Consider the following 20,762-nt stretch of genomic DNA (forward strand, 5'->3'; position numbering starts at 1 on the left):
GGCGGGGGGCGTTCGTGTCGTCCGTGCGGTGGTGACGGGGAAGGAACGGTGACGTACGACATGAGCAGCCATACTCGGCCGGTGCGGCCGGACATTCGGCCGGACATTCGGCTGGGCGTCGAGCTCGGCGGTGATCTGCGGCCGCACCGTAGCGCGAAGATCGAGGCACATCTGCGGGTCGACGTCGGCGCCGGAGGCGCCCCCACCGAGCTGCCCGCGATCGAACTCGCCGTGATCATCGCGGTGGACGTCGCCGAGGAGCGCCGGGCGGCGGTCCGGCGCGCTCTGCCGGCCGCCCTGCGGGCCCTGCCCGACGGCATCTCCTTCACCGTGCTGGGCGGAGGCCCCGAGCCCGTCCGGTGTCATCCGGGAGGTGACACCGAGTGGGCCGTCGCCGACGAGCGCGAGAAGCGGCGGGCCGCCTTCGCCGCGGGAGCGGTCCCGCTGCACCGGGACGGTCCGCGCCCCGCCGGGTACGCCGTCTGGGCGGCCAGGTCACGTGCCCTGCTCGCCGCCCGGCCCCTGTCCGTACGCCATCTGCTGCTGATCACCGACGGCAGCAGCGCCCCCGGCGAGACCCGTCTGGAGGAGGAACTCGACGCCTGCGCCGGGCACTTCACCTGCGACGTGCTCGCCGTGGGCGCGGACTGGACCCCCGAGCCGCTGCTGACGCTCGCGGAACGCCTGCACGGCACCGCCGAGTTCGTGGACGACGGCCTCAGCCGGGCGATCACCGCCGCCGTCCGGCGGCTGCGCCGGGTGCACACCCCCCAACTGCCCATCGAGGTGACCGTACGGCCCTCGGTGCGTCAGGTCGCGCTGAACGAGAAGGCGCCCCGCCCGCACCGCCTCGGTGGACTGCCCCAGCCCGGCCGGCCGCACCGCTGGAGTTTCCCGACGTACCAGTGGGAGCAGGGCAGCCGTGACTACCTGCTCACCCTCGTCGCCGACGCCGACACCGACCCGTTGGACACGTACCTGCAGTTCGCCATGGTCTCCATCGGCGATGTCCACGCGTCCGTCACCGCACGCTGGCACCGCCCCGAGCAGCGGCCGCCCGATGTTCCGGCGGGCGACAGGAGTGTGCGCGACTGGAAGTCCACCACCGTGATGCGCGACGCCCTGAGAAGAGGGCTCGTCCTGCTGCAGGAGGAGCGGCAGGACGCCGCCGAGGGCCACCTGGGGCGGGCCGCCCGCCTCGCGGCCCGCTTCGGCACGGACTGGGTGCTGGACGAGATCCGCGCGGTCGCCGACATCGAGGACGCGCCCGCGGGACGGATCCGGCTGCGCCCCGCCGTCGACGCCGGCACGCTCGGCCCGATGATCCTGCGCGCCGGGTCCCGCCCCCTGCCCCTGACCGACAGCGCCGGTCCGCGGTCCGGCCCGTGTTGCGTCCACTGCGCCACCCCGGCCGGGAGCGAGGCCCGTTACTGCATCGCCTGCGGGGAGAAGCTGCTGTGACGGCCGGACGCGTGGGCTCCCGGCAAGACTCCTCCCGGCGCGAGCCCTCCCTGCGCGGCCCCTCCCTCCCCGCCTTCTGGCGCACGCGCCTGAGCCCCTGGCGGACCCGCCGACTGCTGGAGGCGCATCTGGTGGTCCTGACGCTGTGCGCGCTCGTGGCGGCCGGCGCCCTGTTTCTCTCCTGCCGCCAGATCCAGGGCGGCGCCGACGCCCTCGCCGCCGACGAGGCACCGGCCGTACAGGGGCTCGCCGCCACCCGGCTCGCGGTGCTGCGCGCCGACCACGAGGCCCGAGCCCTGGGGAAGATGGAACTCGTCGACGTCGCGGGCTCCGGCGAGACCTACCGGGCCCAGCTCTCCGCCGCCGACCAGGGACTGACCAGGATCGCGGACCGCACGGACCAGGACCTCGGCACCGTCAACGGTCTCCTCGCCACCTACAGCACCTCGATCACCGTCGGTACGACCTACCGCGACCAGCCGCTCATGCGGGAGCAGAAGCTCGCCGAGGCGCGCTCGCTGCTCGTCCGCCCGGGCGTGGGGCTGGTCCCTCGCCTGAACGACATGCAGACCGCCCAGTTGCGGCACGCCGAAGCCACCGCCACCGAGGGGTGGGCGCAGCGCGGCGGCTGGTGGCTCGCCGAACTCGCCCTGGCGGCTCTGGCCCTGGCCCTGCTCTCCGCGCTGTTCGTGCTGCGCGACCGCTGCGGCCGCGACTGGAACCCCTACCTGCTCGCCGCCTTCGCCCTGACCGTGCTGCTCGCGGTCGTCCCGCTGCTGACGATGGCGTCCGCGCAGAACGACCTCGACAGCGTGATCGGGGACCTGCGGCGGATCACCGAGGTCTCCGCGGAACCCCACCGCGGCCCGGAACTGGCCGACGCGCAGCAGACCGTCACGGAGACGTCCGAGGACGTCCGGCGGGTCCTCGCCGACGACACCTGGACCGACCGGGTGTACCAGGGCACCCTCATCGGCGGCCTGCTGGTCGCCGTGCTGCCCGCCGTGGGGCTCGGTCTCCGGCTCGACAGCGACTACGGGAGGCGACGGTGACCCGCCGGTTCAAGGTGCTGGTGCTCTTCGTGGTGCTGCTGCTGGTCTCCGCGGGCAGCATGGTGGCGGTCTGGACGCAGCGGGACGAGGAGCCGGTGACCATCCTCGGGCCGTGGACCGACGACCAGGGGGAGCAGTTCGAGAAGGTGCTGCGGGGCTTCGGCATCCCCTTCGAGTACCAGGGCACCGCCGCCCAGCGCGAGGTGCTGCTGTCCAAGGTGCAGTCGGGTGAGCCCCCGGACATCGCGATCATGCCGGGCGTCGGCGAACTCGCCGAGTACGCCGACCAACGGCGCCTCGAATCGCTGAACGGCCTCTACGCCGAGGACGAGTACGGCTCCCCCTGGAAGTCGGAGAGCGAGCCGCCGGGAGAGGCGTACTGGGTGCCGGTGAAGGCGGACCTGAAGAGCATCGTCTGGTACCGCGAGGGCAACCAGCCCATCAACGCGCCCGCTCCGCTGGCGAGTTGGTGCATCGGCATGGGAGACGACGGTGCCTCCGGGTGGCCCGGCAGCGACTGGATCGAGGACCTCGTGCTGCAACGGGAGGGCCCGGAGGTCTACGGGAAGTGGGCGCTGGGCGCGGACGGCGTGAAGTGGTGGACCGGGGCGCCGGTGCGCAGCGCCTGGGAGGCGTGGGCCGGTCTGCTGCGGCAGGACGAGGAGGCGGCCAGGAGCGCCCTGCTCACGGACCACCGCGGTGACCCCGACGAGTACGGGCTGCTGTTCGACGGCCCGCAGGGGTGCGGCCTGGAGCACCAGGGGTCCTTTGCCCGCTCCTTCTACCGGGACAAGCGGGAGCGGGCGGGCCTGATGGACTCTGCCGCCCTGCTGCCGGGCGGCCCCTACCAGGTCCGGGCCCATGAGGTGACCGGCGACTTCGCCGCGCTGTTCAGCGACCGTCCGCGGGCCCGTGACCTGATCCAACGGCTCGCCTCCCGGGAGGGCCAGCAGAAGTGGGCCGACTCCGCGGACGTCTTCTCGGCGAACCGCCGGGTGCGGCCGGAGGACCGCCCGGTCGCACAGGAGATCGCCAAACGGCTCACCGGCATGGGCCCCCGCTGCCTCGACGCCTCCGACGTCATGGCCCCCGCCGTGCGCGACGCCTTCTACGAGGCCGTCCTCCTGACCATCGCCAGGGCCGCCGCCGGGGAGGACCTCGACCTCTCGGGTCTCCTCACCGACGTACAGAAGGTCCAGGACGCCCAGCCGCCCCGCCGCACGGCACCCCAGACGGTGTGCAGCGAGGGGTGAGGGGCGCGGGGCGATCAGGAGGTCGGGGGCGATCAGGGGGTTCGGGGTGGTGAGGGGGTGCCGGTGCCCGCTCCCGGGACGATCAGGCCCGTCTCGTACGCCACCACCACGGCCTGGGCGCGGTCGCGGAGGCGGAGTTTGGCGAGGATGCGGGCGACATGGGTCTTGACGGTGGCCTCGCTGAGGCGGAAGTGGGCGGCCAGTTCGCTGTTGCTGAGGCCGGTGGCGAGTGACTGGAGGACCTGCAGTTCGCGGGGCGTGAGGGGGGCCAGGTCGCGGTGGAGGGCGGGGGTCTCGGGGGTGGGCGAGACGAAGCGTTCGATCAGGCGGCGGGTGATGGCGGGGGCGAGGAGGGCGTCGCCGGTGCGGGCCAGATGGACGGCGGCCACCAGGTGCTCGGGGGTGACGTCCTTGAGGAGGAAGCCGCTGGCGCCGGCGGTGAGGGCGGCGTAGACGTAACGGTCCAGGTCGAAGGTGGTCAGCATGATGACGCGGGGCGGGTCGGGGACCGCGCCGGAGAGGATGCGGCGGGTGGCCTCCAGACCGTCCGTGCCGGGCATGCGGATGTCCATCAGGACGAGGTCGGGGCGGGTGCGCTGGACCGCTTCCAGGGCCTGGTCGCCGTCGGCCGCCTCGGCGACCACGTCGATCCCGTCGGCGGAGAGGATCATGCTGAAGCCGGTACGCACCAGGGCCTGGTCGTCGGCGATCACGACACGGGGGCGAGCGACCTCGGAGGAGTTCGCGTCACGGGGGTGACCGGCCGTCATGAGGGGTCCGTGGGGGGTGGGGTGCCGGTGGGGCCGGGAGCGATGGGCGGGTGGGTCCCGGTGGGCTGGTTCTCGGAGAGCTGGTTCCTGATGGGCTGGTTCCCGGTGGGCTGGTCATCCCATGGGTGGTCCTCCATGGGGTGGTCGTCGAGTGGGATGACCGCCTGGACGCGGTAGCCGCCGGTCGGGCGCGGGCCTGTCCGGAGGGTGCCGCCGTGGAGGGCGAGACGTTCGCGCAGGCCCAGCAGACCGCGGCCGGAGCCGGAGGCGGCCGCGGGGGTGGGGGTGCCGCCGGTGTCCGTGACCTCCAGGCGGACCGCGGTGGGGGTGTGGTCGACGGTGACCCGTACCCGGGCGCCCGCGGCGTGCTTGACGGTGTTCGTCAGGGCCTCCTGGACGACGCGGTACGCGGCCAGATCGGCGCCCGGGGGCAGCGGTGACGGGGTGCCGGTGACGGTCAGCTCGACGGGGACGCCGGAGGCGCGAACCCGGGAGGTGAGGGCCGGAAGCCGGCCCAGCCCCGGTTGCGGTTCGAGCTCCGCGTCACCGGCCGGTCCCGCCGAACCGGCTGCGCCTGCCGTACCGGCTGCGCCTGCCGTACCGGCTGCGCCTGCCGTACCGGCTGCGCCTGCCGAACCGGCCGGGTCCGCCCAATGGGCTGCGCCTGCTGAACCGGCTGCGCCTGCCGAACCGGCCGGGTCCGCCCAATGGGCTGCGCCTGCTGAACCGGCTGCGCCTGCCGAACCGGCTGCGCCTGCCGTACCGGCTGCGCCTGCCGAACCGGCCGGGTCCGCCCAATGGGCTGCGCCTGCTGAACCGGCTGCGCCCGCCGAACCGGCCGGGTCCGCCGAACCGGCCGGGTTCGCCCAATGGGCTGCGCCCGCCGAACCGGCCACCCGCGCCCCATCGGCCGTCCTCGCTGAACCGGTTGCGCCTGCCCAACGGGCTGCGCCTCTCCAACGGGTCGCGCCCATCCGACGGGCTGCGCCCATCCAACGGATCGCGCCCATCCAACGGATCGCGCCCACCCCACCAGCCGGAGTCGCCCCACCGACCGACCCCGCCCCGGCCGCCCCGGCGGACCCGGCCGACCCCGCCCCGGCGGATCCGGCGGCCCCGGCTGGCCCGGCCCCGGCCCCGGTGGCCCCGGCGGACCCGGTGATCCCTCCAAGGTCCTCGTCCCCCATCGTCAACAGGCCCATCACATGGCGTAGTTCCGTCATCGCCGTGCGGCCGCCCGCCTCGACGGCGAGTAGGGCCTCGCGGGCCCGGTCGGGGGCGATGTCCATCACCTTGCGGGCCGCGCCCGCCTGGATCACCATCACGCTCACATTGTGGGTGACGACATCGTGCAACTCCCGTGCGATACGGGCACGTTCGTGGTCGACCGCCAGACGCGTCGCCGCTTCCTGCCGCTCTTCGAGGGCGTGCGCGCGCTGCTTCCAGGTGTGGATGGCGTGGGCGCCGAGCCCCACGCCGAGCAGGACCAGGAACGGGATCACGCCCGGGGTGGCGTACGGGAAGTTCTCCTCGGGGAACGCCGCGATCAGGGCGGCACCCGCCACCAGGCTGCCGAGCGCGCCCAGCCGGTACGGGCTGTGGACGGCGGCACTGTAGGCGGCGACCAGGCACGCCAGGAACGTGTACACGGTCGTGTCGCCCGCGTCACCACCCTGGTTGAACAGCATCGTCGTGACGATCACCGCCCAGAACGCGGTCAGCGGCCAGCGCCGGCGGACCAGCAGCGGCAGCGCGGTCAGGGCGGCCAGGAGCAGCTGCCCGGGGTGCACGCCGCCGAGGTCCTGGCCCAGGTAGGGAGGTGTCGGCAGAGGAGGAGGCGGGGGGTCCGGCACCACCGGCTCGCCCCCGGGGACCGGCGTCCACCCCTGGACCGGGAGCCGCGGGACGACCGCGCGCCCGTCCCGCGTCAGCGCGGCGCCCAGCGTGCAGGCGGACAGGAGGAGGGCGAGGCACACGTCGGCCGTCCACATCCAGCGGGACGGGCGCGGCAGCGGGCCCGTGGCGTGGAGGAGCCGCGACACCCCGCCCCACCGGCGCCGCACGAACTCCGCCCACGCCCACGCCCCAGCAGTCCTCGTCCCCGTCTCCCCGCCGCCCATGGGCCCAGTGTGGCAAGCGCACGGCGCCTGCCACATCCGCCCCGTTGGGGACGGGCGCCGCAGGCACTGCACCATCCGCGTACATCTCAGGGATGACGTGCGCGCCGGGTCCGCCCGACACGGCAGACGGGTTCGCCTTCGAGGGCGACGACCGGAGCGCGGGACCGTCCCTAGCGTCATGGCCACACGACAACCGCCCACCACCTTCCTGGGGAGGCCTCGTGGCCACGACCACGACCACCGGCACGCCGTTCACCGCCGCCGCACCCGTCATCGACATCCATGAGGTGAGCAGGGCGTACGGCGGTGAAGGGCCACCGGCGCTCGACGGGGTCTCGCTGTGCGTGCGGGCCGGGGAGGCGGTGAGCGTCATCGGGCCGTCGGGGAGCGGCAAGTCGACGTTGCTCCATCTGATCGCGGGGCTGGATCGGCCGAGCTCGGGCAGCGTCACGGTCGACGGGGTCCGGGTGGACGCGCTGAACGAGACCGGTTCGGCGCGCTACCGGAGGGCGAAGGTCGGCATGGTCTTCCAGTTCTTCCATCTGCTGGACGACCTGACCGTCGCCGAGAACGTGCTGCTGCCCGCCCGGCTGGCGGGGCTGGCCAGGGCCGAGGCCCGTCGGCGCGCCGCGGGCCTGCTGGAGTACCTCCGCATCGACCGGCACGCCGACGCGTATCCCGGGCGGCTGTCCGGCGGCGAACGGCAACGGGTCGCCGTCGCCCGCGCGTTGATGAACCGCCCCGCCCTCCTGCTGGCCGACGAGCCCACCGGCGCGCTCGACACCGCCGCCGGCGAGGACGTCCGGGCCCTCCTCACCGAACTCAACGCGGACGGCCAGACGATCGTCCTGGTCACGCACGACCTACGGCTCGCGGAGGCCTGCGCGCGACGGACGGTGGAACTGGTGGACGGCCGCGTGGTGCGGGACGTCACGCGGGGTGCCGAACGGGACGGCAGGAGAGGCGGCCCGGGGAACGGGGTTCCGGGCGGCGCGGGGGACGGCGTCGCGCGCGGCGCGGGCGCGACGGCGGTGGAGCGATGAGTGCGCTGGGGCGGGTGGTGCGCGCCGGTGTGGGGCGGCGGCGCGTGCGGACGTTGGTGATGGTGCTGACCACGCTCATGGCGGTCACCGCCTCGGTGCTCGCGGCCGGGCTGCTCGTCTCCGCGCGGGAACCCTTCGACCGTGCGTTCGCGGAGCAGCGCGGTGCGCATCTGACCGGGCAGTTCGACGGGACGAAGGTGACGGCCGCGCAGCTCGCGGCGACCGCCGACGCGCCCGGTGTGACCGCCGCGGCCGGTCCCTTCCTGACCCTCTCGGTACGGCCTCGCACCGTCACACGGTCGGACTTCCTGCCGGCCGGGGTGGACCTGCCGCCGCTGACCGTCGTCGGCCGGGAGGACGCCGGCGGACCGGTTGACCAGATCGACCTGGTCGAGGGCGCCTGGGCCACGCGCCCGGGGCAGATCGTGCTGGCGGCCGGCGGTATGCCCGTAGGGCCGGGCGCCCGCATCGCCCTCCCCGGCACACCGGGCAGCCCCACCCTGACCGTGACCGGCATCGCCCGCTCGGTGACCGGCACGGCGGACGCCTGGGTGACTCCGGCCCAGGCGGAGGCGCTGGTGGGGAACGGCGTGCGGAACCGTGTGGGGAACGGCGTCGAGAGCGGTGTCGGGAACGGCGTGGAGAGCGGTGTCGGGAACGGCGTGGAGAGCGGCAACGGCGTTGACGACACAGGCGGTTCGATCTCGTACGAAATGCTCTACCGCTTCCGTCAGGCCGCCACCGACGCCGACGTGGCCGCCGGGCGTGCCGCGGTCGCGGCGGCGGTGCCGGAGGGGGCGTCGACCGGGGCGCGGTCGTACCTGACCGTGAAAGAGGACGAGACGGCGAACGCGATGGCCTTCGTACCGTTTCTCGCGGCCTTCGGGGTGCTCGGGCTGTGCCTGTCGGTGCTGGTGATCGGGATCGTGGTCGGTGGGTCGGTGGGGGCCGCCACCCGGCGGATCGGCGTTCTCAAGTCGCTCGGGTTCACGCCCGCGCAGGTCGTCCGGGCGTATGTGGCGCAGGCGTTGGTGCCCGCGGCGGTGGGCTGTGCGCTGGGTGTGCTGCTCGGCAACGCGCTGGCCGTGCCGGTGCTGGAGGAGGCCGGGGAGGCGTTCGGCGCGGCGGCCGGGGGGATCCCGGTGTGGGTGGACGTCGTGGTGCCCGGCGCCGCGCTCGTGCTGGTCGCCGGTGCGGCCGTCGTGCCCGCGCTGCGCGCCGGACGGCTGCGGACGGTGGACGCGCTCACGGTCGGGGGCGCGGCCGGGGCGACCCGCCGTGGCGGCCCGGGACGTGGGCGGCTGGTGCGGAGGGTCGCGGCGAGGCTGCCGTTGCCGTGGGCGGTCGGGCTCGGCCTCGCGCACCCCTTCGCCCGGCCGGCCCGTTCGGCGACGGTGGCCGCGGCGGTCGCCTTCGGCGCCGTGTCCGTCACCTTCGCGGTCGGCCTGGCGCTGACGCTGGGCGCCGTACAGGAGAGCCGCATGCTCGACTCGGCCGGCTCGGTCGTGGTGGAGGCGGGCGGCGGCCAGGGACCGCCCGGCGCGGAGGTGGTGCCTGCGGGGCCGGGCGGCGAGGGCGGCGCGGGGGACGGGGTGCGGGCCGACCCCGTGGCCGTGGCCCGTGTGCTGCGGTCGCAGGAGGGGACCGGGCGCTTCTACGGCACCGCGCAGGCGCAGGTCGCCGCCTCCGGCATCACCGGGGCGACGACCGTGGTGGCGTACGAGGGCGACTCGGCGTGGGGCGCGCCCAAGATGGTCTCGGGGAAGTGGCTCGACGGTCCGGGACAGGCGGTGGTCACCGCGCGGTTCCTGAAGGCCGCCGGAATCGGTGTCGGGGACACGGTGACCCTCACCGAGAAGGGGCGGCGGGCGACCGTACGGATCGTGGGCGAGGCCTTCTTCACCGAGGGCGGGGGCATGGCGCTCCTCACCTCGACCGCCACCCTCACCGAACTCGGGCTCGGCGCGGACGCCTTGCCCGGCCGGTACCACGTACAGACGGCGTCCGGCACCGATCCGGCGCGTTATCTGGACTCCCTGAACCGTGCCCTCGACGAGGCCGGGGCCGGCGCCTTCGCCCAGGCCGGCAGCGCCAACTCCTCCAGTGTGATCGTGGCCATGGACGCGCTGATCGGGATGCTCACGCTGATGCTCGTCGTGGTCGCGGGGCTCGGCGTCCTCAACACGGTCGTCCTGGACACCCGCGACCGCGTCCGTGACCTGGGCGTCTTCAAGGCCCTCGGGATGACACCCCGCCAGACGGTCGCCATGGTCGTCACCTCGGTCGCCGGGGTCGGCCTGCTCGCGGGGCTGGTCGCCGTACCGGCGGGGATCGCGCTGCACCGCGCCGTCACCCCGCTCATGGGCGACGCCATCGGCATGACCCTCCCGGCCACGGTCCTCGCCGTGTACGACGCACCCGTGCTCGTGGCGCTCGCGCTCGGCGGACTGGTCATCGCGGTGGCGGGCGCGCTGGCGCCGGCGGGATGGGCGGCCCGCACGGGCACGGCCACGGCCCTGCGCACGGAGTGAGAGAACGCCGACGTCGGCCCTCACCCCCTTCATCGTCACCCCTTCGTCGTCCCCGCCGTCAGCCCTCCCACAATGAACCGCTGCAGGGCGGCGAAGACGCAGACCACCGGGACGCTGATGAGGGTGGCGGTGGCCATGAGGGCGCCCCAGGCGGTGCCGTGGGCGCCGACGAAGGCGTTGAGGAGGACGGTGACGGGCTGGACGTCGGGTTCGGCGGCGAGGGTCAGACCGAAGACGAACTCCCCCCACGCGATGAGGAAGGAGAGGGCGGAGACCGCGACCAGACCGGGGGCCATGATCGGCAGGACCACCCGCAGCAGTACGCCCGCCGGCCCGCACCCGTCGACGAGGGCCGCCTCCTCCAACTCCCTCGGCACACCCCGCAGTACGGGCCGCAGCACGATCACCGCGAAGGGCAGCGTGAGCGTGGTGTCGGCGGCGATCAGACCGGCGTACGTGTCGTCGAGTCCGGCCCGGCGTTCGAGGATGAACAGCGGGGCCGCCAGCACGATGCTGGGCGGGAGCTGGGCGATGAGCAGCGCGAGCACCATGGTGCCCGAGCCGCGCATGGGGATCCGGGCGAGGGCGTAGGCGAGGGGGACGCCCAGGAGGAGGGTCAGGGCGACCACGCCGCAGGAGATGACGACGCTGTTGAGCAGGGCGCGGGGAAGGGCGTCGTCGGAGAGGGCGGTCGAGTAGTTCTGCGTGGTGGCGGGGGCGGGGAACCAGTTCGGGGTCTCGGCGAGGATGCGGTCCGGCCTGGTGAGGCTGGTGTCGACCATCCAGTACACCGGCAGCAGAAAGGCGGCGGTGATCAGCGCGGCGACGGCGGTGAGCAGCCACGGTCCACCCCGCCCCCGGCCCGCCGTACGCCTCACGACGCCTCCCCCTCCTCCCGCAGCCGGCGTACGTACACCACACCCGCCAGCAGGGGGACGAGGAGCAGCAGGAGTCCCGCCGCCGCGCCCTCGCCGAAGCGGAAGAACTTGAAGAAGACCTCGTAGACATAGACGGACAGGACACGGGTGGCGTCGACCGGGCCGCCGCCCGTCATCACGAAGACGATGTCGAAGACCTTGAACGTGTAGACGAGGCCGAGGAGGAGGACGGTCACCGAGACGGGCCGCATCAGCGGGACGGTGATCCAGCGGAACCGCTGCCACGCGTTCGCGCCGTCGAGGGCGGCGGCCTCGTGGAGTTCCGGGTCGATGGTGTGCAGGCCCACCAGGAGCAGCAGCATGTTGAAGGGCACGCCGACCCAGACGTTGGCGAAGATCACGCCGGCCAGCGCGGTGCCGGGGTCGATGAGCCAGTCGTGGGCGAGGGCGTCGAGGCCGACCGCGCGCAGCAGCGCGTTGTAGGCGCCGGCGTCCTGGTCGAGCATCCAGCGGAAGAGGGTGCCGCTGACCACCGGGGGCAGCAGCCAGGCCACCAGCAGGAGGGAGCGGAGCAGACCGTTGAAGGGGAACGGCCGGGCGAAGAGCAGGGCCAGGGCGAAGCCGATCGTGAACTGCAGCAGCAGCGAGCCCGCCGTGAAGACCAGCGAGAGACGTACGGCGTGCCAGAAGTCCGGGTCGGCGACGGTGGTCCCGTAGTTGTCGAGGCCCACGAACGGCGAGGAACCCCCGAGGAGTTCGGACAGGTGTACGGCGTGGACGGACGTCCACACGTTGTAGAGCAGCGGGTACGCCAGCACGAGGGCCACGAAGACCAGACCGGGCAGGGAGAAGAGGTAACCGGCCCGTCGGCGGCGGGTGGCGAGGGAAGCGGTGGCGGTACGGCGACGAGGGCCGGGCCGCCCTTCCCTCACCGCTCCTCCAGCGCCCGGTCGAGCTTGGTCGCGGTGGTCCTCGCCACGGCGGAGGGGGAGGCCGTGCCGGTGAGTACGGACTGTTCGGCCTCGGCGACGGCCTGGGAGGCGTCGGCGTAGCCCGGCCCGTACTGGCGGGGCCGGGCCAGGGGCAGCTGGCTGAGGAAGAGCCGCAGGGCCGGATCGGAGGCCCAGGTGCCGGTGTCCGCGAGGTCCTCGCGGGCGGGGAGGTTGCCGAGCGCCACCAGATACGGGACCAGGACCGAGGGCCGCTGGGTGTACTCCAGGACCTGCCAGGCCTTGTCCTGGTGGTCGCTGCTCGCCATCACCACCCAGTTCTCCCCGCCCAGACAGGTCGCCGCCTCCTGGTCGCGAGGCAGCGCGACGACGCCGTACTCCACGTCCGTCTGCTTGATGGTCGGCAGCTGCCACGGTCCGTTGATCTGCATCGCGGCCCGCCCGTTGACGAACCGGGTGTTGACGTCCTGCTGCGTCCAGCCCACGCACTGCTCGGACAGCGAGCCCTTGGCGACGAGATCGTCGAGGAAGGCGAGCGCGGTCGCGCCGTACGTCGCGAAGGTGTCCAGGTCACCCCCGGCCTGCCAGAGGAACGGCAGGAACTGGAACACCCCCTCCTCCGTCCTGATCGCGCTCATCGCCAGCCCGAACCGGTCCCCGGCCGTCAGCCGCTGGGCCGTGTCGGCGAGCTGGTCCCAGGTGGTCGGGGGTGCCACTCCGGCGGAGTCGAGGACGCGGGTGTTGTAGTAGAGGGCGAGGCAGTTGCTGTTGTTGGGGATGCCGAGGCTCTTGCCGTCGACCTGACAGCCGTCCCAGGGGCCCTTGTAGTACTGGTCCGCCTGGCCCCACTCCTCGACCCGCTCGGTGAGGTCGGCCAGCAGGCCGCTGCCGGCGAGCGAGTTCATGGAGACGTTGTCGACGATCGCGATGTCCGGGAGGTCCCCGGAGACCGCGCCCAGGGTGATCTGCCGTTCGAGGTCGGCGAAGGGGAAGGTACGGCGTTCGATGCGTACGCCGGGGACCTCGGCCTCGATGTCCTTGATCAGCCGGGCGAAGGCGGGCTGGAAGTTGTCCAGGGTGAAGTAGTCCCACCAGGTGAGGGTGACCGTGCCGCTCTGCTTGTCCGAGCCGCAGGCGGCCAGCGCGGAACCGAGGCCGAGGCCGGCCGCGCCCGCGCCGGCGGCGCGCAGGAAACCGCGGCGGTCGACGGGGTGGGACATGCTCTGCTCCTGGGGGTGTCGGGGACGGCGGGGGCGTGGAGGAGGTGCGGGGCTCAGAAGTCGGAACCCGGTAGGTCCGGCAGATCCGGGAGGTCCGGGAAGTGGTCGAGGTCCGGGAACTCCTGTTCGGGCTCCGAGCCGGGGACCGGGCGGCAGGGGCCGGTGCTGGCCCGGAGTGAGATCAGGGGCTTGAGGAGGACGTGCCGGGGCGGTGACTCGGGGGCGGTGAGGCGGCGCACGATCAGCTCGACGGCGACCCGGCTCATCTCCTTGGCGGGGATCTCGGCGGCGGTGAGCTGCGGGTTCACCTGTTCCGCCCAGTGGCCGGCGGCGACGCCGACGATCGAGAAGTCGCGGGGGACGTTGCGGCCGTGCCGGATGAGGCCGCGGTAGAGGCCCTCCAGCGCCGCCTCGTTCATGGTGACCAGGGAGGTGGTCGCCGGGTCGTCCGTCAGGATCCGCTCCAGGACGGCCTCACCGGCGGTGACCTCGTCGTCGCAGAGGTACGCGTGCGGGGTGAGGACCTGCTCGGCCATGGCCTTGGTGTAGCCCTCCAGGCCGAGGTGGGCGAAGCCGTAGCCGCTCTGGAAGAGCTGTTCGGACCTGTTGACGAAGGCGATCCGGCGGTGGCCGAGGTCGGCCAGGTGGTACACGCAGCCACGGGCCAGACCGGCGAAGTCCAGATCGACCCAGCCCGTCTCCTCGGCCCTGCTGTTCCGGCCGATCGTCACGAACGGGAAGCCGGTCCTCGCCAGGTGCTCCACCCGGTCGTCCTCCAGCTTGATCTCCATCACGATCACGCCGTCCACCCGGCCCCCGTCCACCATCCGCCGGAACGACGAGTCGGCCGCGCGGTTCGCGGGCGACAGGAACACGTCGTAGTCGTACGTCGTCGCCGCCTCGGCCACCCCGCCGATGAACGCCAGCTGCATACCGGTGTAGTCGCGGTTCCGCCCCGCGGGCGGATACACGAGACCGAGCGCGTGGGTGCCGGTGGGAGCGGGTCGGGGTGTCATCGTCAGGTGGCCGGGAGGGGTTGTTCGGCCCAGATGGTCTTGCCCGTGGAGGTCTGGCGGGTGCCCCAGCCCTGGGTGAGCTGGGCGACCATGTGCAGACCCCGGCCGCCCTCGTCGTAGGCGCGGGCGCGGCGGAGGTGGGGCGCGGTACTGCTGGCGTCGGAGACCTCGCAGATCAGGGTGCGGTCACGGATGAGGCGGAGGCCGATGGGGACGGCGCCGTACCGGATGGCGTTGGTGACCAGCTCGCTCACCACCAGCTCCGTGATGAACGCCGCCTCCTCCAGGCCCCACAGCGCCAGCTGCCGGGAGGCCTGCGCGCGGGCGTCCGCGACGATCGAGGGGTCGGACGGCAGGGACCAGGCGGCGACCTGGTCGGTGTGCAGGGCGCGGGTACGAGCGAGGAGCAGGGCGACGTCGTCGGCCGGGGCCGAGGGCAGCAGCGCCCTCAGCACGGCGTCGCAGGCGGCGTCCAGCGAGGACACGGGGGAGGCGAGGACCTCGCAGAGCCGGTCCTGGCCCGCCCCGATGTCATGGTCGCGGGCCTCGACCAGACCGTCGGTGTAGAACGCGAGCAGGCTCCCCTCGGGCAGTTCCACCTCGGTCGCCTCGAACGGCAGACCGCCGACGCCCAGCAGCGGGCCCGGTGAGAGCTTGACGACGTCGACCCGGCCGTCGGGGTAGAGCACGGCCGGCGGCGGATGGCCGGCGCTGGCGAGCGTGCAGATCCGCGAGACCGGGTCGTACACGGCGTACAGGCAGGTCGCGCCGATCTCGGCGGCGGAAGGCATCTCCAGGTCCTCGGGGATGGTCCCGTCGTCGTAGGTGAGATGGGTGACCAGGTCGTCGAGATGGGTGAGGAGTTCGTCCGGCGGGAGGTCGACATCGGCGAGGGTGCGGACCGCCGTGCGCAGCCGGCCCATGGTCGCGGAGGCGTGCAGCCCGTGCCCGACGACGTCGCCGACGACCAGGGCGACCCGGGTGCCGGAGAGCGGGACCACGTCGAACCAGTCGCCGCCGACGCCGGCCCCCGAACCGGCCGGCAGATAGCGGTACGCCACCTCGACCGCCGCCTGTCGGGGCAGGTCACGGGGGAGCAGACTGCGCTGGAGGGTGAGCGCGTTGGTGCGTTCGAGCGTGTAGCGGCGCGCGTTGTCCACGCCCACGGCCGCCCGGCCCGCGAGTTCCTCGGCGAGGACCAGATCGTCCTGCTCGAAGGGTTTCGAGCCGTTGCGGCGGGCGAAGAACGCCACCCCGAGCGTGATTCCCCGGGCCCGCAGGGGCGTGGCCATCACCGAGTGGAACCCGAAGCGCCGGACGCGGTCCTTCCGCCTCTCGTCCTGTCCCACCCAGCGCAGATAGTCGGGGTCGTCGACCCCGCTGAGCAGCGGTTTCCCACCGGCCAGCGCGCGGGCGGGCGGGGAGAACGGGGGATAGGCGTCGAGCCCGCCGAGCGGCACCGCGGCCTCCGGTACGCCCTCGTACGTGGACTGGTGTGCCGCCCGGCGCAGCGCGACCGCGGTGTCGACCGGCCCCGGGGCCGGTTCCTGCCCGCGCAGCACGGAGTCGAGGAGGTCCACGCTGACGAAGTCGGCGAGCCGGGGGACGGCCAGATCCGCCAGCTCCTGGGCCGTACGGGTCACGTTCAGGGTGCTGCCGATACGGCTGCCGGCCTCGTTCAGCAGCGCAAGCCGCTGCCGGGCCCAGTGCTCCTCGCTGCTGTCGAACGTGGCCGTGCCGACGGCGCACACCTCGCCGCTGCCGGGGTCCCGCACCGGCCACATCTCGGTGATCCAGGCCTGCTGACGGGAGGTGAACGGGCCCTGCGCGGTGTGCTCGTAGCGCATGGGCCTCCCCTCGTCCGCCACCTGCTGGACGAGCCGCAGAAACCCCGCCTCGGCCGCCTCCCCGGGGGGATCTCCCGACAGCTCCGCGTCCAGCCGCCACCCCTCCGGCCCCCGGGTGAACGTCGACATGCCCAGCGGCGACTGCGTGTGCGACCACTCGACGGTCCGCCGGTCCCGACGCGCCTCGGGGGAGCCGGGGGAGCCGGACATGCCGGTGGGCCCGGAGGAACCGGCGGACAGGCCGATGGCCCCGGCGGGCGCCGTGGCCGTGACCACGAAGGCCCGCGCCTCACCGTCGGCGCCCAGTGAGGGCGAGCAGTGCAACGTCAGCTGGACGAGGTGACCGTCCCGATGGCGCAGCACGGCCGTACCGCTGCCGCCCCACCCCGCGCGGAGGTCCGGTCCGTCGTACGCGTCGAGCAGCTCGCCCACCGCCCGCCCCACCACGTCCCCGGCGCGGTGGCCCAGCAGTCGTCGGGCCCCCTCGCTCCAGCCGGTGACGAGGCCCTCGGGACTGATGGTGGCCGTGGCGGGTTCGGCCGTGTACGCGTAGTGACCGGACGGGTGTTCGGAAACCGGCCTTGCTGTGTCCATCCCTGCTCAATTCGCGCCGGACGTGTCACTCATAGTCCTCAGCCTGCGCGCTGCGCCAAAAACGGACAAGTCGGACCTATCTCAGGAGTGCTGGTGGGTCCGGGCAGAATGTTGTACGAGCTCTAACCCTGGCTGGCTCTCCCTTGTCCCTCGCCTGTCCGCGCGCTGTTCGGCCAGGTCGAACAGTGGTGTCGACCGCGAAGTCCGTGTCGTGGAGGACTGGCCTCGCGGTACCGGGATCCGGGGTGGGGGTCCGCGTGGCGGAGTCCGCGTACCGGGGCCCCGGGTTCCGGAAGGCGTCCCGCGCACGACTAGGGTGCGCGGGACGCCGCATTCCGGCACCCATACGGCAAACGCCTTGGGTCGCAAGGGCGTTGACCTGCCCCAGAAGCACCAGCAGAATGAGCGCGCACGTGCTTGAGAGCGCTCTCAGAGCGGCTCCGGGCGTGCCCTCCGGCCCCGCACCTCCAAGGGAGACCCATGACCGGCAGCACCGGTAGCACCGGCAGCAGTGGCACGACCGGCAGACAGGCCGGCCCGGCGTTCAGCCGCCGCAGGCTCCTCGGCACCGGCCTCGGGGCCGCGGCGGCGCTCACCGCCGTCGGCTCCGGCCCGGCCCACGCGGCGGCCCGGACGGCCGAGCCCTCGTCCCGGCGGCGCGGACAGGCCTTCCTCGCCGCCGCCATGGACGCCTACCCCGACCACGGCTCCATCCGGCTGACCCAGAGCTACACCGACCAGGCGGGCCTGTTCAGCACGGCGTTCACCTACGACAACGCGCTCGCGATCCTCGCCCACCTGGCCGTGCGCACGGACGACGGGCGGGCCCGGGCGGTGGCTCTCGGGGACGCGCTGATCTACGCCCAGGAGCACGACCCGGCGTACGACGACGGCCGGCTGCGCCAGGCGTACAACGTCGGGCCGTACGTCTACTACGACGGCGTACCGCAGCCGGACGGGTTCGTCCGGGCGGACGGGACGGCCAACGTCGGCACCCAGTTCGGCTTCACGGGGACGGCCGTGGGGGACATGGCCTGGGCGGGGATCGCGCTGAGCGCGCTGGCCCGGCGGACCGGGGCCCGGCGCTTCCTCGCCGCCGCGGTGCGCATCGGGGAGTGGATCGAGCGGACCGGCCGCACCGACGAGCCCCTCGGCGGCTACAAGTTCGGTGTGAACGGGGCGAACGAGAAGCTGCCGTTCACCTCGACCGAGCACAACACCGACTTGGTCTGCCTGTTCGGCAGGCTCGCCCGGCTCACCGGCGACCGGGTGTGGTGGCAGCGGCGCGCGCGTGCCGAGGCCTTCGTGAAGGGCATGTGGGAGCCGTCCCGGGGTTCGTCCGGCGGCTTCTTCTACACCGGCACCAACGACGGGGTGACCGTCAACAAGTCGCCGATCCCCGAGGACACCCAGACCTGGACCCACCTCGCGCTCGGTTCCGGCCGGTACTCGCGCTCCCTCGACTGGGCGGCCCGGGAACTCGCCGTCCTCGACCACGCCGAGCGCCGCAACAGCACGGTCCCGGCCGGGCAGTCGTACGAGGGCGTCACCTTCAGCTCCGCCAGTCTCCTCGCGAACGAGGACGCGCCCATCGCCGAGTTCCAGCCCAAGCCGAACCGCGAGGGCGTCTGGTTCGAGGGCACCGCCCACCTCGCGCTCGCCCTGCGCGACCGGGGAGCGCGCGGCGACGAGACGCGCGCCCGGCGCCTCCTCGACTCCCTCGAACGCGCCCAGGACCTGCTCGGTGGCGGCCAGACGGTCGGCGGCCGCTCCCTCCCCGAACGCTCCGGCATCGTCTCCGCCAGCAGCCCCCTCGACACGGGTTTCGGCTTCGGCTACTACCCGTACCGGCACACGGGCGCGACGGCCTGGTACCTGATGGCGGCGGTACGGTCGAACCCCCTGCGGGCCTGACGGCGCCTCACTCCGGCACCGACCAACCGTCGGCGAAGTCGCACAGATCGTCCATGGACGCCTGCTCCTGGGCCGGTGAGTACGAGGGGTACCCCAGGCGTGCGACGCCGTCCACCCAGCGGTCGAAGAGGCCGCCGGGCTCCGTGAAGCGCGCCGCGTGGGCCGTACCGAGTCGGCTGTCGAGGCGCAGGAGGGCACCCAGGGCGATGGGCTGGTCGTAGTGGAGGTCGGTGCGGGGCAGATAGCGGTTCAGGTAGGCGGTCAGGATCTCGGCGTCCTCGTGGGCGCCGAGGCGGGCCAGGGCGAAGCAGTAGCCCATTCCCGCGTACGACATCTCGCTGGCCAGCAGCAGCTCACCGACGCGGGCCCGGTACGAGGTCCGCCGGGAGACGCCGATCAGCCACGCCGCTGTGAGGCGGGGCCGCCAGCCGTCGGTGAGGAGGAGGCCGAGGTCGGCGTCCGTGATCGACGCGGCGTCGGCGAGGAGCGGGTGGAGGAACCGCCTGCGGGTGGCCCCCTCGAACCGCAGGAACCGGCCGCTCATCAGCTCGCCGCACCGGCCGATGCTCCGCCGGTCGGCGCGCGGGGTGACGTACCGCCTGACGGCGTTACGGCGAGCGACCTCCTCGGGCGTCATGTCCGGCCAACCCGGAACCTTCCCTCCGCGCGGTTCTCTCGTCTCAGCCATGCCGGAAGCGTAGATCCACCGGCCCACGGCCCACGGCCCCCGGCTCACCGCCCCCGGAGCGGGCCGGGACCCGCCCCGCGAGCGGGGCTCGAATTCACACCTCGGTCTCTTACCTCGATTACGTACAGAGGGAGGAGAACCGGCGTACTCGAGGAGTCGATGAGCCGCCTCGGACGTGAACGGCTAGCATCCCGCCCGTAAACAGTGGGTGGAAAACGGGATGTTCGCCGGCGGCCGTCGGCTCTGCTGGTGTCGTCGGCGGTCGGTGGACGGGATGGGGTTGGTGTCGTGGTGGAGGCCGGGCCTCGGGTCGCTGTCGCCGTGGTGACGATGGGCAATCGGCCCGCCGAGGTGGACGCGCTGCTCGCCTCCGTGGCCAAGCAGGACATCGCGCCCGAGCGGATCGTCGTCGTGGGCAACGGGTGCCCGCTGCCCGACTTCGCCGAACGGCTCGGCCTGCCTGGCGAGGTCACGCTCATCGAGGTCGACGAGAACCTCGGCTGCCCCGGCGGCCGCAACGTGGCCCTCGAACGGCTGCGGGAGTTCGGCGACGTGGACGTCGTCGTCGAGCTGGACGACGACGGCCTGCTCGTCGACGCCGATGTGCTGCGCCGCGTACGGGACCTGTACGCCGCCGACCCCCGCCTCGGCATCGTCGGGTTCCGCATCGCCGACGAGCGGGGCGAGACCCAGCGACGGCATGTGCCGAGGGTCGGCGCCAAGGACCCGATGCGCGGCGGGCCGGTCACCGGCTTCCTCGGCGGCGGACACGCCCTGTCCATGGCCATGCTCGGCGAGACGGGCGACTGGGCCGCCGAGTTCTTCTTCGCGCACGAGGAGACCGACCTGGCCTGGCGGGCGGTCGACGCCGGCTGGACCGTGCTCTACGCCCCCGAACTGCTCCTCCAGCACCCGAAGACCTCACCCGCCCGGCACGCCATCTACTACCGCGTCAACGCCCGCAACCGCGTCTGGCTCGCCCGCCGCCGTCTCCCGCTCCCGCTCATCCCCGTCCACCTGGGCGTCTGGGTCCTCATCACCCTGCTGCGGACGCGTTCGGCGGGCGGTCTGAAGGCGTGGTTCGCTGGCTTCGTGGAGGGCTGGCGCGAGCCGGGCGGCGAACGGCGGCCCATGAGCTGGCGGACCGTCTGGCGCCTGACCCGACTGGGACGGCCGCCGATCCTCTAGCCCAACGGGCCTGGTCGGCCAGCGACATGAGCCGTCCGTCCCACGACACGAGTGCCCCGGTCGTTCACCTCCACCGACCGGGGCACAGCGCGTTGTGCGGTTTGCCGGATCCGGCGGCGGCGGCGGCACTCCCCCGAGCTACGCGTAGTACGCGTGCGCCGTCGGCGCCGGATCCGATGAAGTGATCACATCAGGTTCCGCCAACGGATCGCTAACATGAGCCCAACGGTTCCATGG

15 protein-coding genes are annotated in these 20,762 nt (G+C 73.4%); 7 read left to right on the plus strand and 8 right to left on the minus strand.

What is annotated here, in order from left to right; genetic code table 11:
• Positions 1-60: 60 nt before the first annotated feature.
• From ACWD26_RS33015 to ACWD26_RS33025, 3 genes are read left to right on the plus strand one after another with little or no spacing between them, the layout of a single operon-like run.
• Entirely contained in the window at positions 61-1,461 is a 1,401-nt protein-coding gene (locus ACWD26_RS33015) for a vWA domain-containing protein (RefSeq protein ID WP_451275631.1), read from the plus strand.
• On the plus strand, positions 1,458-2,513 hold the full coding sequence (locus ACWD26_RS33020) for a hypothetical protein (RefSeq protein WP_451275632.1): 1,056 nt from the start codon (positions 1,458-1,460) through the stop codon (positions 2,511-2,513). The genes ACWD26_RS33015 and ACWD26_RS33020 overlap by 4 nt, the downstream gene beginning before the upstream one ends.
• Positions 2,510-3,766, plus strand: coding sequence for an extracellular solute-binding protein (locus ACWD26_RS33025; RefSeq protein ID WP_451275633.1), 1,257 nt, complete (start codon positions 2,510-2,512; stop codon positions 3,764-3,766). The genes ACWD26_RS33020 and ACWD26_RS33025 overlap by 4 nt, the downstream gene beginning before the upstream one ends.
• A gap of 32 nt (positions 3,767-3,798) precedes the next feature.
• On the opposite strand, the gene ACWD26_RS33030 is transcribed toward ACWD26_RS33025, so the two are convergent.
• Positions 3,799-4,536, minus strand: a complete 738-nt coding sequence (locus ACWD26_RS33030) for a response regulator (protein ID WP_451275634.1) — start codon at positions 4,534-4,536, stop codon at positions 3,799-3,801.
• Entirely contained in the window at positions 4,533-6,656 is a 2,124-nt protein-coding gene (locus ACWD26_RS33035; protein ID WP_451275635.1) for a sensor histidine kinase, read from the minus strand. Before ACWD26_RS33035 ends, ACWD26_RS33030 begins: the two co-directional genes overlap by 4 nt.
• 221 nt (positions 6,657-6,877) lie before the next feature.
• Between ACWD26_RS33035 and ACWD26_RS33040 the strand changes: the two genes are divergently transcribed.
• Together ACWD26_RS33040 and ACWD26_RS33045 are read left to right on the plus strand one after the other, a co-directional pair.
• Entirely contained in the window at positions 6,878-7,699 is an 822-nt protein-coding gene (locus ACWD26_RS33040; protein WP_451275636.1) for an ABC transporter ATP-binding protein, read from the plus strand.
• Positions 7,696-10,230, plus strand: a complete 2,535-nt coding sequence (locus ACWD26_RS33045; RefSeq protein ID WP_451275637.1) for an FtsX-like permease family protein — start codon at positions 7,696-7,698, stop codon at positions 10,228-10,230. Before ACWD26_RS33040 ends, ACWD26_RS33045 begins: the two co-directional genes overlap by 4 nt.
• A 35-nt stretch (positions 10,231-10,265) precedes the next feature.
• Here the strand turns inward: ACWD26_RS33045 and ACWD26_RS33050 are convergent, their stop codons facing one another.
• Genes ACWD26_RS33050 through ACWD26_RS33070 form a run of 5 tightly spaced genes read right to left on the minus strand, consistent with a single transcriptional unit; the run spans position 10,266 to position 16,735 of the window.
• Complete coding sequence (locus ACWD26_RS33050; protein ID WP_451275638.1) at positions 10,266-11,108, minus strand: carbohydrate ABC transporter permease; 843 nt, start codon at positions 11,106-11,108, stop codon at positions 10,266-10,268.
• Positions 11,105-12,040: a carbohydrate ABC transporter permease gene (locus ACWD26_RS33055; RefSeq protein WP_451275639.1), complete on the minus strand. Its 936-nt coding sequence runs from the start codon at positions 12,038-12,040 to the stop codon at positions 11,105-11,107. The genes ACWD26_RS33050 and ACWD26_RS33055 overlap by 4 nt, the downstream gene beginning before the upstream one ends.
• Positions 12,037-13,278 carry a sugar ABC transporter substrate-binding protein gene (locus tag ACWD26_RS33060; protein ID WP_451275640.1) on the minus strand — a complete coding sequence of 414 codons (1,242 nt, stop codon included), beginning with the start codon at positions 13,276-13,278 and terminating at the stop codon, positions 12,037-12,039. Before ACWD26_RS33060 ends, ACWD26_RS33055 begins: the two co-directional genes overlap by 4 nt.
• A 53-nt stretch (positions 13,279-13,331) precedes the next feature.
• Positions 13,332-14,294: a LacI family DNA-binding transcriptional regulator gene (locus ACWD26_RS33065; protein ID WP_451275641.1), complete on the minus strand. Its 963-nt coding sequence runs from the start codon at positions 14,292-14,294 to the stop codon at positions 13,332-13,334.
• A gap of 2 nt (positions 14,295-14,296) precedes the next feature.
• Entirely contained in the window at positions 14,297-16,735 is a 2,439-nt protein-coding gene (locus ACWD26_RS33070) for a SpoIIE family protein phosphatase (protein ID WP_451275642.1), read from the minus strand.
• Positions 16,736-17,215: 480 nt separating this feature from the next.
• Here ACWD26_RS33070 and ACWD26_RS33075 point away from each other — a divergent pair, with 480 nt between their 5' ends.
• A complete protein-coding gene (locus tag ACWD26_RS33075) occupies positions 17,216-18,649 on the plus strand; it encodes a Tat pathway signal sequence domain protein (RefSeq protein WP_451275643.1) in 1,434 nt (477 codons plus the stop codon).
• A 7-nt stretch (positions 18,650-18,656) separates the two neighbouring features.
• On the opposite strand, the gene ACWD26_RS33080 is transcribed toward ACWD26_RS33075, so the two are convergent.
• Positions 18,657-19,337, minus strand: coding sequence for a DUF6000 family protein (locus tag ACWD26_RS33080; protein ID WP_451275644.1), 681 nt, complete (start codon positions 19,335-19,337; stop codon positions 18,657-18,659).
• A 288-nt stretch (positions 19,338-19,625) separates the two neighbouring features.
• Between ACWD26_RS33080 and ACWD26_RS33085 the strand changes: the two genes are divergently transcribed.
• Positions 19,626-20,525 (plus strand): glycosyltransferase family 2 protein, encoded by a 900-nt coding sequence (locus tag ACWD26_RS33085; protein ID WP_451275645.1) that lies wholly within the window; start codon positions 19,626-19,628, stop codon positions 20,523-20,525.
• Positions 20,526-20,762 lie beyond the last annotated feature (237 nt).

It is taken from the genome of Streptomyces sp. NPDC002787 (genome assembly GCF_053592095.1).